At 36.6% G+C, this 14,814-nt stretch carries 11 protein-coding genes; 8 read left to right on the forward strand and 3 right to left on the reverse strand.

Features of this window, described 5'->3' with window-relative positions; translation table 11 throughout:
* Window positions 1-97 precede the first annotated feature (97 nt).
* Window positions 98-1,717 (forward strand): amidohydrolase, encoded by a 1,620-nt coding sequence (locus tag ACKWCD_RS12745; protein WP_413984343.1) that lies wholly within the window; start codon window positions 98-100, stop codon window positions 1,715-1,717.
* A 168-nt stretch (window positions 1,718-1,885) separates the two neighbouring features.
* A complete protein-coding gene (locus tag ACKWCD_RS12750) occupies window positions 1,886-2,278 on the forward strand; it encodes a hypothetical protein (protein WP_413984344.1) in 393 nt (130 codons plus the stop codon).
* 74 nt (window positions 2,279-2,352) lie between these two features.
* On the opposite strand, the gene ACKWCD_RS12755 is transcribed toward ACKWCD_RS12750, so the two are convergent.
* Window positions 2,353-2,895, reverse strand: coding sequence for a DUF2911 domain-containing protein (locus ACKWCD_RS12755; protein WP_413984345.1), 543 nt, complete (start codon window positions 2,893-2,895; stop codon window positions 2,353-2,355).
* 246 nt (window positions 2,896-3,141) lie between these two features.
* On the opposite strand from ACKWCD_RS12755, the gene asnB reads away from it, so the two are divergent.
* From asnB to ACKWCD_RS12770, 3 genes are all read left to right on the forward strand, one after another.
* On the forward strand, window positions 3,142-4,806 hold the full coding sequence (asnB, locus tag ACKWCD_RS12760; protein WP_413984346.1) for an asparagine synthase B: 1,665 nt from the start codon (window positions 3,142-3,144) through the stop codon (window positions 4,804-4,806).
* A 348-nt stretch (window positions 4,807-5,154) separates the two neighbouring features.
* A complete protein-coding gene (gene gyrB, locus ACKWCD_RS12765; protein ID WP_413984476.1) occupies window positions 5,155-7,083 on the forward strand; it encodes a DNA topoisomerase (ATP-hydrolyzing) subunit B in 1,929 nt (642 codons plus the stop codon).
* A 92-nt stretch (window positions 7,084-7,175) separates the two neighbouring features.
* Window positions 7,176-7,934, forward strand: a complete 759-nt coding sequence (locus ACKWCD_RS12770; RefSeq protein ID WP_413984347.1) for a hypothetical protein — start codon at window positions 7,176-7,178, stop codon at window positions 7,932-7,934.
* Window positions 7,935-8,011: 77 nt separating this feature from the next.
* Here the strand turns inward: ACKWCD_RS12770 and ACKWCD_RS12775 are convergent, their stop codons facing one another.
* Window positions 8,012-8,386, reverse strand: coding sequence for a hypothetical protein (locus tag ACKWCD_RS12775; protein WP_413984348.1), 375 nt, complete (start codon window positions 8,384-8,386; stop codon window positions 8,012-8,014).
* A gap of 250 nt (window positions 8,387-8,636) precedes the next feature.
* Between ACKWCD_RS12775 and ACKWCD_RS12780 the strand changes: the two genes are divergently transcribed.
* The 3 genes from ACKWCD_RS12780 to secDF all read left to right on the forward strand — a co-directional run bounded on the left by ACKWCD_RS12780 (window position 8,637) and on the right by secDF (window position 13,502).
* Window positions 8,637-9,563 (forward strand): malate dehydrogenase, encoded by a 927-nt coding sequence (locus ACKWCD_RS12780; protein ID WP_413984349.1) that lies wholly within the window; start codon window positions 8,637-8,639, stop codon window positions 9,561-9,563.
* 135 nt (window positions 9,564-9,698) lie between these two features.
* Window positions 9,699-10,322 (forward strand): hypothetical protein, encoded by a 624-nt coding sequence (locus tag ACKWCD_RS12785; RefSeq protein ID WP_413984350.1) that lies wholly within the window; start codon window positions 9,699-9,701, stop codon window positions 10,320-10,322.
* Window positions 10,323-10,517: 195 nt separating this feature from the next.
* Window positions 10,518-13,502, forward strand: a complete 2,985-nt coding sequence (gene secDF, locus ACKWCD_RS12790) for a protein translocase subunit SecDF (protein WP_413984351.1) — start codon at window positions 10,518-10,520, stop codon at window positions 13,500-13,502.
* A 63-nt stretch (window positions 13,503-13,565) separates the two neighbouring features.
* Here the strand turns inward: secDF and ACKWCD_RS12795 are convergent, their stop codons facing one another.
* Window positions 13,566-14,813, reverse strand: a complete 1,248-nt coding sequence (locus ACKWCD_RS12795; protein ID WP_413984352.1) for an ATP-binding cassette domain-containing protein — start codon at window positions 14,811-14,813, stop codon at window positions 13,566-13,568.
* Window position 14,814 lies beyond the last annotated feature (1 nt).

A 14,814-nucleotide genomic window follows, 5' to 3' on the forward strand; every position in this document is an offset into this window, starting at 1 on the left:
TTAAGGTACCTTAAATGACATTTTTGGTTTACAAGAATTCTGTTTTACCTGTTTGCCACTTATTTCCTTATTTTTGGGCGACTCAATTCCAACCAAAATGAAAAACGTATTCGTACTCCTTGCAGTATTCCTTTCCATAAGCTGTGAGTATTTTAAAGAAGAAGTAGATATGGTAGTCGTCAATGCCAATGTCTATACGGTTAATGGTGATTTCTCCAAAGCTGAAGCATTTGCAGTTCATAAGGGTAAATTTGTTGCAGTCGGTACATCCGAAGAAATACGAAAAACATATACTTCTGATCAAATTATTGACGCAGACAGAAGGACAATTACTCCTGGTTTAATTGATGCGCATTGCCACTTTTATAGGTTGGGACTTAATCAACAGGTAGTTGATTTGGTAGGTACAAAAAGTTTTGAAGAGGTAATTCAACGCGTACGACAATTTCAAAGAGAAAATTCAAAAGAATTTATTATCGGTAGTGGCTGGGATCAAAATGACTGGGAGCTAAAGGAGTTTCCCACCAAAAAGGAATTGGACGAGCTTTTTCCGGATACTCCTGTGGCTTTAGAACGTATTGATGGTCATGCGTATTTAGTAAATCAAGCTGCCTTGGACAAAGCAGGAATAAAATGGAATACAAAGGTAGAAGGCGGTGAAATTGTAAAAAATCAATATGGAAATACGGGAGTTCTTATAGATAATCCCATGCGTATGATTGATGCGGTCATACCCGATCCTTCTCTTGAAAGTAAGGTAGAGGCTTTGAAGGATGCAGAGCGAATCTGCATGAACTATGGTTTGACAACGGTAAATGATGCAGGGCTTGATCGCTCGACAATTGAACTCATTGATAGTCTGCAACAAAATGATGAATTGTCGATTCGAGTTTATGCTATGGTTAGCAACACCCCTGATAATCTAGAACACTATTTATACAACGGTCCCATTAAGACCGAAAAGCTAAATGTTCGCTCGGTAAAAGTCTATGGAGATGGAGCTTTAGGTTCTAGAGGTGCCGTTCTAAAGAAACCCTATACTGACAAATGGGGTCATTATGGTGCAATGGTTACTCCTGTTGCAGAAATTGAGGATTTAGCAAGACGTATAGCCATTTCTGAGTTTCAGATGAATACCCATGCGATTGGTGACTCTGCAAATGCCGTTGTATTGAGAACATATGAAAAAGTTTTAAAGGGGCAAAAAGACAGAAGATGGAAAGTCGAGCATGCTCAAGTTATAGATTCAATAGATTTCGATTATTTTGAGACGGGAGTTATTCCGTCTATCCAACCCACCCATGCCACCAGTGATATGTATTGGGCAGAAGATCGATTGGGTGCGGAGCGGGTGAAGGGGGCATATGCTTATAAGAAACTTCTGAATAAAGCCGGTAGAGTTGCCTTGGGAACAGATTTTCCTGTCGAGCAAGTAAGTCCATTTTTAACATTTTACGCTGCAGTAACACGAAAAGATTTAGATGCTAATCCTAAAGAAGGATTTCAAAAACAAGATGCGCTTACCAGAGAAGAAGCTTTAAGGGGTATGACAATTTGGGCTGCTTATTCTAATTTCGAAGAAAGCGAAAAAGGAAGCATCGAAGTAGGAAAGTTTGCTGATTTTACCATTTATAATAAAGACCTAATGACGGTTTCTGCCAAAGAAATTCCTACAATTATGGCCGAACAGACCTATATTGGGGGCAAAGTTCGATAAAATACGGTTTTTAGGTAAATGCCTGAAAAACAATCGTTAAACTGTTAATATTTACAAAAAGTAAGTATTTGCCTACATAAATTGTTGTTTTCACAACATAATTTTCTACTGCATCCTATTTTTTTTCTTCTTTGCGGTCATAGAATTCAATCTCATAAACCATTATCGATGAAAACAAAAAAGAATGATGTAGTAAAAGATCTAAAACTACTAATTGATATTAGCTGCGTGGAGGGTGAAGACGTTACCATGTTCGAACTTTTTCATAAAATGCTAATCCGTATATCATACAAGGCTGCAGATATTTCAATTGATTATAAGCGAAAGCGAGTTTATATGAATGTCATTGCTGAGGATAAATATTATGATCTAGAAACCCTGAATCATCCTTTTGCTCCTACAATGTCTGTCAATCTCGTATATAAAGATTTAAATACCTTTTTAAAGACCTGCGTAATAGAAGATGTTGAAGGTCTCAATTACTATTATCCAACTTTAATTTCCCGATTCTTTAAGCGAACTACCGGCGAAGAAGATTTGGAATCACTACAAATTGCTTGAGTTTATTCATACTTTAAAAAGGAAAAGCCGAGATTACCATAATCTCGGCTTTTTTATTATCGGTAATGATGAAATTACATCATAATCGGAACGGCAACGCGAGTTTTATCCCAGCCCATTACCATATGTACTCCACCTTCAACTTCTTTGAAAGCGATAGAAAATGCTTCTAGAGATTCGTCTCCCATGCTTACACCGCCCATAGCGCGAGCAACATCTGAAGCTTCATCTTTGTAGAAATAAGAACCCCATTGGTTCAAGTTACTATGTAAAATTACAGTCCATTCTTTATCACCAGGTATAGTTAATAAAGCATAGGTGCCAGCTTTAACATCTTGTCCACCAAACTTAACGTCTTTGTAGAATGTAATTTCAGGAGCTTCATTAGCGCCAGTTCTCCAAACTTCTCCTGCAGGAGCTAATTCAGATAAAGCACGACCCTTTAATTGAGGACGACCATAAGTGATACGAACCGCTTTGTCAGAAACTTTGTAATCTGACGGATAAGAAGCGTTGTCTAAAGGACTTTTGTCCATTCCGCTAAAATCTTGTGCTACAGCTTGGGTTGAAAAAACCATAGCTAATGCCATAAAGGCAATGGTAAAAACTTTTTTCATAATTGTGTTTAATTTATTTAGGAGTTAAAATTAATGAGTAATACAATGACACTCTCCTAAAAAGTCGTTAAAATCATCAGTTCTTACATAATGTCGCTTTCTTTTTGAATACATCATTAAAATCAAATAATTTTTAAGTTTTTGCGTGATTATAGTAATTATGTGTAATTGATTTAGGTTAATATGTTTTAATAATGAAAGTATAATATAATATTTGTATTGTAATTAAAAATAAATTTAATTGTTATGTGTGGAATTGTATGTGCGTTTGATGTAAAGGAGAGCACCGAAGTATTGCGCCCCCAGTTACTAGAAATGTCGAAGAAAGTACGTCATAGAGGTCCGGATTGGAGTGGAATTTATGCCGATGAAAAAGCCATTTTGGCTCATGAAAGATTGGCAATTGTTGATCCAGCTTCCGGTAAGCAGCCTTTATTGAGCCCTGATGGAAAATTGATTTTAGCTGCAAATGGAGAAATTTATAATCATCGTGAATTAAGAAAGCAGTTTGAAGGTACTTATGACTTTCAAACGGAATCTGATTGTGAAGTAATCTTAGCTCTATATCAAGCAAAAGGACCTTCATTTATAGACGAGATGAACGGCATTTTCGGATTCGCTATTTACGATACAGAGAAAGATGAATATTTTATCGCTCGTGACCATATGGGAATCATTCCTTTATATATGGGATGGGACCAAAATGGGACTTTCTACGTAGCTTCTGAATTGAAGGCTTTGGAAGGAACCTGTGCGAAGATTGAGCTATTCCCTCCAGGACATTATTTGCATAGTTCTGACGGAGAACTAAAACAATGGTATTCTCGTGATTGGATGGAATATGATGCCGTAAAGGAAAACGAAACAAGCATTCAAGAAATCAAGGAAGCGTTAGAAGCTGCAGTGCACCGTCAATTAATGTCTGATGTGCCTTACGGAGTTTTGCTTTCAGGCGGATTAGATTCGTCGGTAACATCAGCAATTGCCAAAAAATATGCCCAAAAGCGAATTGAATCTGGTGACACAGCGGATGCTTGGTATCCTCAATTGCATTCTTTTTCTGTGGGATTAGATGGTTCTCCCGATTTAGCTGCGGCACAGAAAGTAGCAGATCATATTGGTACAGTACACCATGAGATAAAATTTACAATTCAGGAAGGCTTAGATGCTATTAAAGATGTAGTATATAATCTGGAAACCTATGATATTACTACCATAAGAGCTTCCACGCCTATGTATTTGATGGCAAGAGTTATCAAATCTATGGGAATCAAGATGGTACTTTCAGGAGAAGGAGCAGATGAATTGTTCGGAGGGTATTTATATTTCCATAAGGCTCCGAATGACAAGGAATTCCATGAGGAAACCGTTCGTAAATTGAGCAAGTTGCATATGTATGATTGTCTACGAGCGAACAAGTCCTTAGCTGCATGGGGAATTGAAGGCCGTGTACCTTTCTTGGACAAAGAATTTATGGATGTTGCCATGCGAATCAATCCAAAAGATAAAATGATTAATGGCGAACGTATGGAGAAATGGGTGGTTCGTAAAGCTTTTGAAGATATGCTTCCTGAAAGCGTTGCATGGCGTCAAAAAGAACAATTCTCAGATGGGGTTGGCTATAGTTGGATTGATACTTTGAAAGAAGTCGTAGATGCCGAAGTAAGCGATGAGCAATTGAAGAGCGCGAATTTCAGATTCCCGATTCAAACACCTACTTCAAAAGAAGAATATTACTATCGTTCTATTTTCGAAGGACATTTTCCATCGGATGCTGCGGCCTTGAGTGTGCCTCAAGAAGCTTCGGTAGCCTGTAGTACTCAAATCGCCCTAGAGTGGGATGAAGCCTTCAAAAATATGAATGACCCTTCAGGACGAGCCGTAGCGAATGTTCATGAAGAAGCCTATTAGCAATATATTAGGTTTAGCCTAATCAAGAGAGTGAATTCTGTTTATTCAGTTTTTATTTTAATTAGTCAATTGACCCTGCCTTTTGGTGGGGTCTTTTTGTATTGAGTTCTTGTCATAAAAAGCTCATTTTCAACATTTTTTTGAGGCTCATTTTGTCCACATTTATTGTTAATAACTTCAAGGTTTGAAATTTACCAAAACACTATATTCCATAGGGTATTCCGTATATTTGTAAGATTGCAAAATTTGAATTAAATACAACCTAATTTATTTATGAGCGAAGAAGCAAAAAATGAGGCCGAGGAGAATAAAAAACCTCAAGAAGAAACTCAAAAAGATAGTACCCCCATGAAGGCATATTCAGCGGACAGTATTCAGGCCCTTGAGGGTATGGAACATGTGCGTATGCGTCCGTCAATGTATATTGGTGATGTAGGTGTGAGAGGGCTGCACCATTTGGTGTATGAAGTTGTCGATAACTCGATTGATGAGGCTATGGGTGGCCATTGTGATAAAATTGATGTCACGATAAATGAAGATAATTCGATTACTACTAGAGATAATGGTAGAGGTATTCCGGTAGGAATGCACAAAAAAGAAGGTGTTTCTGCCCTAGAGGTGGTAATGACCAAGATTGGAGCAGGTGGTAAATTTGATAAGGATTCCTATAAAGTTTCTGGTGGACTGCACGGTGTAGGTGTTTCTTGTGTGAACGCTTTATCAAGTCATTTGAAGGCTACTGTTTTCAAAGATGGTAAAGTTTGGGAGCAAGAATACTCTAGGGGTAAGGCGCAGTATCCTGTAAAAAGTACGGGAGAAACTACAGAAAGGGGTACTGAGGTAACTTTTTTGCCAGATACGACCATTTTTACCCAGACCATAGAATATAGCTATGAAACGCTATCTAACAGAATGCGTGAACTTTCTTTTTTGAATAAAGGAGTGACGATTAGCATTACGGATAAGCGACAAAAAGATAAAGAAAGTGAATCAGGTTATTTAAGTGAGACTTTTTATTCGGATCAAGGCCTCAAGGAATTTGTAAAATTCTTAGATGGTAATCGCGAGCAGTTGATTCAGAATGTTATTTCGATGGAAGGGGAGAAAAATGGTATTCCGGTTGAGGTTGCCATGGTATATAATACTTCGTATACAGAGAATTTGCATTCCTACGTAAATAATATCAATACCCATGAAGGAGGAACGCATTTATCAGGGTTCCGCCGTGGACTTACAGGAACCCTAAAGAAGTATGCAGATACTTCGGGAATGTTAGATAAATTGAAATTTGATGTTCAAGGAGATGACTTTCGCGAGGGTCTTACTGCAATTATTTCGGTTAAGGTTGCTGAACCACAATTTGAGGGACAAACAAAAACCAAATTGGGCAACCGTGAAGTTTCTTCTGCGGTTAGCCAATCGGTTTCTGAGATGTTGACGAATTATCTAGAAGAAAATCCCGATGATGCGAAGGTAATTGTACAAAAAGTAATCCTTGCAGCACAAGCTAGACACGCAGCGACCAAAGCTCGTGAAATGGTGCAACGTAAGACGGTAATGAGTATTGGCGGCTTGCCTGGTAAATTATCAGATTGTTCTGACCAAGATCCCGAAAAATGCGAAGTATTCTTGGTTGAGGGAGATTCGGCAGGTGGTACCGCGAAACAAGGGCGTGATAGAAATTTCCAAGCAATTCTTCCTCTTCGAGGTAAGATTTTGAATGTTGAAAAGGCGATGCCGCATCGTGTCTTTGATAACGAGGAGATTAAGAATATATATACCGCTCTTGGAGTGACCATTGGAACGGAAGAGGACAGTAAAGCGTTGAACCTAGAAAAACTACGCTATCATAAAGTAGTCATCATGTGTGATGCCGATGTTGACGGTAGTCATATTGAAACTTTGATTTTGACTTTCTTTTTCCGTTATATGCGTGAATTGATTGAAATGGGTCATGTCTATATTGCGACTCCGCCTTTATACTTGGTTAAAAAAGGTCAAAAGAAACGTTATGCATGGAATGATGAGGAGCGCGACGAAATCGCAAATAGTTATAGTGGTGGAGTAAGCATCCAACGCTATAAGGGTCTAGGTGAAATGAATGCAGAACAACTTTGGGATACGACTATGAATCCTGATTTTAGAACCTTGCGTCAAATTACTATAGACAACGCTACTGAAGCAGATCGTATTTTCTCTATGCTAATGGGTGATGAAGTTCCTCCAAGAAGGGAGTTCATCGAGAAGAATGCGGTTTATGCCAACATTGATGTATAAGAAATAGCACTTTCACAACAAAAATTCGTCCGCCAACTGGCGGACGTTTTTATTTGCAGGAATTATTAATATAAATTCCTAAATCAGATTTTATGAAAATTAAGTTTTTTACCATGTTGTTCTTCTCAGCTGTGATTTGTTTCGCGCAAGAAGATTTGAAAGAAAGAGAGAAGCAGGCTGCTTTTGACCCAGCTTACAGCTCATACTCGCGAAAAAAACCTGCTTATGTCACACTGAAGAGTGGAGAGAAAGTAGAAGCTGACATTAAAGATGTCGACCGAAAAAAAGGTCAGATTAATGAAATTAAATTTATTAAGCCTGATGGCAAAAAACTTCGTGTAAAAGCGGAAGAAATTGTCGATTTATACATGGCCCCTTCAGGTCTTGAAAAAATGAATCAACAAGGTAACTTCATGAATGATGCTACCAAATGGGGTAAAAGTGACGCATCAAAATACATGAACAAAGGCTATACGATGTATACCAATCAAATGGTTTCTTTAAAGAATAAGAAGAAAGAGGCAGAATTCTTGATGCAGGTTATCAACCCTAAATTTAGTCAATTTATTCAGGTATATTCTGATCCATGGGCTAAGCAGACTGCTAGTATTGGATTTGGTGGAATGAAATTGGCCGGTGGTATTGCTAAATCATACTACATCAAAAAAGGAGATGAAAAGGTACTTTGGTTGACTAAGAAAGACTTTGATGAGCATTTTGCTTCTTTGTTTATGGACAATGCTAAGTTCAAAGCAAAGTACGCTGACCACAAATTTAAGTGGAGTTTGTTAGGTGTGTATATTTTAGATTATACAGAATTCTTAGCAGAAGACGGAAAGCTTTCTAAATAAGAACTTTTTGTCATTATAAATAAAAAACCCTGCTTGATATCAAGCAGGGTTTTTTAGTAGGTTAAATTGAATGTTCTTTATTCTCGTATGGCCAAAGTTTGACCGTCGGTAGCTTTGAGCAACTCGCCGTCTTCTGATTTAATCATGGTAACCACATCGTTTTGTTTATTTTCTATGCCAGGGTAAGAAATGGTATATACACCATCTTCTTCTTCCCATTTGAAATCGGTTAATACATCAATCGCACCATTATTATAATTATGATATCTTCCTAAGTAAGCATCATTAAATATCCACTCTTGTCTATTTGTGCTTTTTTGAGTTCGACTAATAGACTTTACTTCAATATTTGACCAGATTCCAATTACGGGGTCATTATTTTCTGGAATTCGCGAACAATTGCTTGCGAGAATGATTCCAATAATAGCTAAAAATGAAAATATTTTTTTCATCGTGTAGGTTTGATTCGGGGTTTTTGTGTGTGTAGAACGTAACGATTCGATTAGGTATTGCTAAAATTCGATGTATGGTAAGATATTGCGATTTTCTTCGTTGAAGTGTAGATTTTTTTAACAGCAGAAGCATTTCATCGATGTTTTAAAACACTATAATGCTGATATTTAAGTGTATTTCGTCGAGATTTTTCTTTTAAGAATTTGTATTTTTGGCAAAATTTTAAATCAACAAATAAATCAAAGTCATATGAAAGTTACCGTAGTAGGAGCAGGAGCTGTTGGCGCAAGTTGCGCGGAGTACATCGCCATTAAAAATTTCGCGTCAGAAGTTGTTTTGGTAGACATTAAAGAAGGATATGCTGAAGGAAAGGCGATGGATTTAATGCAAACCGCTTCATTAAACGGATTTGATACAAAAATCACTGGAACAACAGGAGATTATTCAAAAACAGCTGGAAGTGATATTGCTGTAATTACTTCAGGTATTCCAAGAAAACCAGGTATGACTCGTGAAGAGTTAATAGGTATCAACGCAGGAATTGTGAAAACTGTTTCTTCTAATTTGATAGAACATTCTCCAAACGTAACCTTGATAGTAGTTAGTAACCCTATGGATACCATGACGTATTTGGTGCATAAGACTACTAATCTTCCAAAACATAAGATAATTGGTATGGGCGGAGCTTTAGATAGCGCTCGTTTTAAATATCGTCTAGCTGAAGCAATGGAAGCACCTATTTCTGATATTGACGGAATGGTGATTGGCGGACACAGTGATAAGGGAATGGTTCCTTTAACATCACACGCAACACGCAATAGTATTCGGGTTTCTGAATTTTTATCCACAGAACGTTTAGAACAAGTTGCCGCAGACACAAAGGTTGGTGGTGCAACCCTAACAGGCTTGTTAGGTACAAGTGCTTGGTACGCTCCAGGTGCTGCCGTTTCTGCATTAGTTCAAGCAATTGCTTGTGACCAAAAGAAAATGTTTCCATGTTCTACCTATTTAGAAGGTGAGTATGGTTTGAATGATATCTGCATTGGTGTACCGGTAATTTTAGGAAAGAATGGAATTGAAAAAATTGTTGATGTGCCTTTAAGTGATGCTGAGAAAGCAAAAATGCAGGAAAGTGCAGAAGGGGTTACGAAAACCAACGGTCTTTTAGAATTATAGCTTCTACATTTTGTATATAGAGAAAGAACCTTTGTAGTTTAACTATGAAGGTTTTCCCTTTTTAGATACCTTCAAGAAATACGTATTGTAAGAAAATATACTACCTAGTACTATCTTTATTTTTATATTTGCCGCATGAATACAAAATGGTACATAAGTACTTTAATTATTATTCTAGCCCTTATAGGCTTAAATCAAGAACAAACTAAAGTCGCTAACCAGCAAATTGTACTGCAATTTACTGATGTAGAAATGACTTCAGTAACTTCGCATGATGATGCTTTGGCAACAGTTACTAAAAAGTTAGAAGCTTTAGGTATTGTTAATATTGAAATAATAGAAAATGATGATGCACAACTAAGCATACGCTATTATAGTGATGTTGATGCGCTTAGTGTGGGAGAATTTATTTCTCAGGATGGTGAATTATCATCGGTATATGGAGATGTAGATCAACTGCCGGTCGATTTTCCAGAAGATAAACTCCCTGAAACCTGTAGTATAGTAGTTTCGGATCTTCAACAACAAAATCCTGATGGATTAGGTCTAAACGGAAAATTAGCTTTTGAATTAAAACAAGATTATCAGAGGTTTTCTAATCCTGTAGTCCTACGGTTTAATGATACAATTGCTCTTGAGCAAGATGCTCTGGTACACGTTTCCTTTAAAATAAATAAAGTTATTGCAATTGCAATAGATAATACTTCAGATACTATCCCAGAGGTAAGGGCAGGGCCTTTCTCTTTTGGAAATAGTTAAAGTACTAATTGACATATTTATGTTAATAGACATATAACTTTTCAAAGATAATTTCACTAAAGAATTCGTACACTTTGTAACACGTATTATTCTTTAGGTTTTCTAATCAAACAATATCACAATCAATATTAATAATTACCGATATTTTTTAGTCTTATAACTATTGAATATTGTAAACTTAAACGAAGTAATAAAATGCAAAATAAAGGACTTATAAAGCTTTTTGCTTTCTTGTTTGGGCTAGTTAGTATCTATCAACTATCCTTTACTTTTATCACAAGCAAAGTTGAAGATGAGGCGAAAGCCTATGCTATTAGTCAAATTCCAGATGCGGGTGACCTTGAAACTCAGGAAAAGCAAGATCAATTAGTTGTTCGATACCTTGATTCGATAGGCACAAATAAGCAATTTGGTTATACAACATATAACGATGCTAAGAAGAAGCAACTTAACAAAGGTCTTGACCTTGAGGGTGGAATTAACGTAACACTTCAAATATCAATTAAAGATATCCTAAAAGGATTGGCCGACGGTTCGAAGAATCCTGTATTTAATAGAGCACTAGCAGATGCAGATGAGGCGTCAAAAAATAGTGATGATACTTATTTAGATTTGTTTTTTGATGCTTTTGATAACATCAAAGGTGATACAAAATTGGCTTCACCTGATATCTTTGCTAATAAAGGGTTAAGTGATCAAGTTAATTTTCAAATGACTGATGATGAGGTAAAACCAATTCTTCGATCAAAAATTGACGATGCGATTGTTTCTGCTTTTGAAGTATTAAGAGAACGTATTGATGGTTTTGGTGTTACACAGCCTAATATTCAAAGGTTAGGTACTTCAGGTCGGGTTTTAGTTGAACTTCCTGGTGCTAAAGATGTGAAACGTGCAATTACATTGATTTCTCAAACGGCTCAATTAGAGTTTTGGGAAACCTACGAACAAAACAATACCAGTTTCAGTACATTCTTGATTCAAGCTAATGAAAAGCTGAAAACGTTGGTTGATACTCCTGTTAAAGAAGAACCGATTAAAGAAGCGTCTGAATTAGATTCTTTGCTTTCCGATGTATCTGCTGATTCTTTAGATATTGCTACTCAGGTAAATCCTCTGTATGATAAGTTGCTTCCAGCTATACCTGGAACCAATGCTATGTTTAGAGCGCAGGTAAAGGATACGGCTGAAATTAACAGCTATTTGAAAATGCCTGAAATTATTAGATTGCTACCTGCTGATATACAGTTTGTAAAATTTGCATGGGAGCGCCCAGCAACTGAAGAGGTTGAAGTCATTGACTTGTACGCCTTAAAATCAAATAGAAATAATGAGCCACGGATAAGTGGAGATGTAGTTAGTGATGCTAGAGATACTTTCGATCAATTTGGAAAGCCTGCCATAAGTATGAGTATGAACTCTCGAGGTTCAAAGGAATGGCAAAAGCTAACTAGTGATGCAAACATAAATAATACAGGTATTGCAGTTGTATTAGATAATAAGGTATATACGGCTCCTGGCTGTTCTGTTGTTGGTGGTATCTCTGGAGGAGGAACTGAAATTACAGGAACATTTACGGTAGCTGAGACTACTGATATTGCAAATGTTTTACGAGCTGGTAAATTACCAGCTAGAGCTGAAATTATTCAGTCTGAAATTGTGGGTCCTTCATTAGGTCAAGAAGCGATTGATAGCGGTTTGATGTCTTTCATCATCGCCATGATTATCGTTTTGTTATGGATGGTTTTCTATTACGGAAAAGCTGGTTTATTCGCCGACGTTGCATTGTTGTTGAACATCTTATTAATCTTCGGAGTGTTAACTAGCTTAGAAGCTGTATTAACACTTCCTGGTATTGCTGGTATTGTTTTAACAATTGGTATGTCCGTTGATGCGAACGTACTGATTTTTGAACGTATTAAAGAGGAATTGAAAAAGGGTAAAGGAAAGAGTCAAGCCGTTTCAGACGGTTTTAGTAATGCACTTTCTTCGATCTTAGATGCAAACATTACAACGGGACTTACGGCCTTGATTTTATTGGTTTTCGGTTCAGGTCCAATTAAAGGTTTTGCAACAACATTATTGATAGGTATTTTAACCTCTTTATTTACTGCAATTTTTATCACTAGACTACTTGTAGACTGGTATATATCTAGTAGTTCTAGAACTTTAGATTTCTCAACCGGATTAACGAAGAATTTATTCCAAAACATCAATATTAATTTCTTAGGAAAACGTAAGATTGCGTATGTCATTTCTGCAATTTTAGTTGGTGTTGGTTTATTTTCTTTATTCGCAGGACCTGGTTTACAACAAGGTGTTGATTTTATTGGTGGACGTTCGTACCAAGTACGCTTTGAAAAAGCAGTGAATCCTTCTGAGATTGCTTCAGAATTGAATGATGTATTTGGTAGTGGAACTAAGGTGAAAACTTTTGGTGAGGCTAATCAAATTAGTATTACAACACCGTATAAAGTGGAAGTAGAGGGAATAGAAGTAGACGAAGAGATTCAGAATAAATTGTATACTTCACTTCAGAAGTATCTTCCTTCAGGAACTAGTAAAGCGAATTTTATTGATGATAACGATGGTCGATCAATTGGTATCATGAAGTCTGTGAAAGTTGGTCCTACGATTGCTGATGATATTAAGAAGAATGCTTTCTTGGCCATTATAGGTTCACTGGCTGTTGTTTTCCTTTACATCTTATTGCGTTTCCGTAAATGGCAATTCTCATTAGGTGCGGTAACTGCGGTTTTCCATGATGTATTAATTGTATTGGGTGTATTCTCCATTTTTGGGACTATAATGCCTTTTAATATGGAAATAGATCAGGCATTTATCGCAGCGATACTTACCGTAATCGGATACTCTCTGAATGATACCGTGGTGGTATTTGACCGTATTCGTGAGATTATAAATGAGAAAGGATGGCGTTCAGGTGAAAATGTAAATCAAGCATTGAATAGCACCTTAAGTAGAACTCTAAATACATCTTTGACCACCCTAGTCGTATTATTGGCGATATTTGTATTCGGAGGTGAATCATTAAGAGGATTTATGTTTGCAATGATCGTAGGTATTATTGTAGGTACCTATTCCTCTTTATTTATTGCAACACCAGTAATGTTTGATAGCTTAAAGAAGAGTATCAAAACAGGTGGTAAAGAAGAACAAAAGTAAGAATATAACTAACTCAAATTTTTACTTTCAAGAGCTGTACGTTAAGTGCAGCTCTTTTTTTTTTTAAAATCTTGGCAACTTTTGAGTAACAACTTTACCTGTTGATCCCTCTTCATGACTTTGTAATTCATAAACAAGATCTGGTTCTAAACCAGGTTCTTTTCTATGAGATACAAATAGGGTTGCAGTATTACTCTCTTTTGCAATTTTGTTTACTAGAGAAACTAATAACTTTGAAGAAGCATCATCAAGCCCTGCTGTGGGCTCATCTAAAATAAGAAGCAAAGGATGTTTAATCATTGCTCTAATGGTCATGACCAAACGTTTCTGTCCCATTGAAAGATCATGAAATAAAGAGTCTTTTATTTCCCATAGATTTATGAGCATCAGCCACTCTTTTGCTAATCGCAATTGCGCTTCAGTCGGTTTCATATATAAACCAATGGAATCATTGAATCCGGAAATCAACATGTTTTCGATGCTGTGATACCCTGCGAATTTATCCGTCATTGCAGGGGTGAAATAGCCTATTTTTTGTTTGATGTCCCAAATGCTTTCTCCACTACCTTTTTTTCTTCCAAAAAGGAAAAGTTCTTGCCCATATCCCTTTGGATTTTCTCCAGTTATCATCGATAAAATGGTTGTTTTTCCACTTCCATTTTTGCCAATAAGTTGCCAAAATTCTCCTTTATTAATTTCCCAATTAATATTTTTAAGAACAGTTTTATCTCCAAAACGAACAGTTATATCTTTTAGTTTAATAAGCAAATTATAAGGAAATTCAATAGGTTCTAGAGGAGGAGGTATTCTTCCATGAAAATGACTATTTTTTTCAGCTGAGAATGCTTCGTCTAGGTTTTGCAAAATTGATAATTTCTCTTTACTTAAACTCGCAAAGTTTGTTATGAAAGGAAGTAAGTCAACTTTTCGACTTATAATTTGAATGAATACTATTTGATCAGCTTTATCTTTAAGATCATTAAAAAGCTTTTTTTGAGACTCAAGATCTAAATTGTCGAAAGGATTGTCAAGTATGATATAGTCATTATTCTTTTCAAATAGATGGTTGAGCAGTGCCTTTTTCTGTTCACCACTTGACATGCTTCTTAGTGATTGTTGCGTTCCTTGTGTGATGATTTTCGTTCCATGACGGTTTTCTTCATCCATAAAGCGTTCGAGAGCCAGCTTAGAGAACAAAGCTCCCTTGTAGTTCTTAGGTAATGGGAGTTCAGAAACAATAGCGGCTAAAAGATTATGAACGAATCTTGATTTGTTTGAATCGTTTGTAATGAAAACTGCCCAATGTTGCATA

Origin of the sequence: Maribacter taeanensis (assembly GCF_047345145.1) — a bacterium.
Lineage (GTDB): Bacteria > Bacteroidota > Bacteroidia > Flavobacteriales > Flavobacteriaceae > Maribacter_C.

Bases quoted from the DNA above. Each gene is read 5' to 3' on its own strand.
- ACKWCD_RS12745 (WP_413984343.1), top strand. From the start codon at position 98: ATGAAAAACGTATTCGTACTCCTTGCAGTATTCCTTTCCATAAGCTGT.
- ACKWCD_RS12750 (WP_413984344.1), top strand. From the start codon at position 1,886: ATGAAAACAAAAAAGAATGATGTAGTAAAAGATCTAAAACTACTAATT.
- ACKWCD_RS12755 (WP_413984345.1), bottom strand. From the start codon at position 2,895: ATGAAAAAAGTTTTTACCATTGCCTTTATGGCATTAGCTATGGTTTTT.
- asnB (WP_413984346.1), top strand. From the start codon at position 3,142: ATGTGTGGAATTGTATGTGCGTTTGATGTAAAGGAGAGCACCGAAGTA.
- gyrB (WP_413984476.1), top strand. From the start codon at position 5,155: ATGAAGGCATATTCAGCGGACAGTATTCAGGCCCTTGAGGGTATGGAA.
- ACKWCD_RS12770 (WP_413984347.1), top strand. From the start codon at position 7,176: ATGAAAATTAAGTTTTTTACCATGTTGTTCTTCTCAGCTGTGATTTGT.
- ACKWCD_RS12775 (WP_413984348.1), bottom strand. From the start codon at position 8,386: ATGAAAAAAATATTTTCATTTTTAGCTATTATTGGAATCATTCTCGCA.
- ACKWCD_RS12780 (WP_413984349.1), top strand. From the start codon at position 8,637: ATGAAAGTTACCGTAGTAGGAGCAGGAGCTGTTGGCGCAAGTTGCGCG.
- ACKWCD_RS12785 (WP_413984350.1), top strand. From the start codon at position 9,699: ATGAATACAAAATGGTACATAAGTACTTTAATTATTATTCTAGCCCTT.
- secDF (WP_413984351.1), top strand. From the start codon at position 10,518: ATGCAAAATAAAGGACTTATAAAGCTTTTTGCTTTCTTGTTTGGGCTA.
- ACKWCD_RS12795 (WP_413984352.1), bottom strand. From the start codon at position 14,813: ATGCAACATTGGGCAGTTTTCATTACAAACGATTCAAACAAATCAAGA.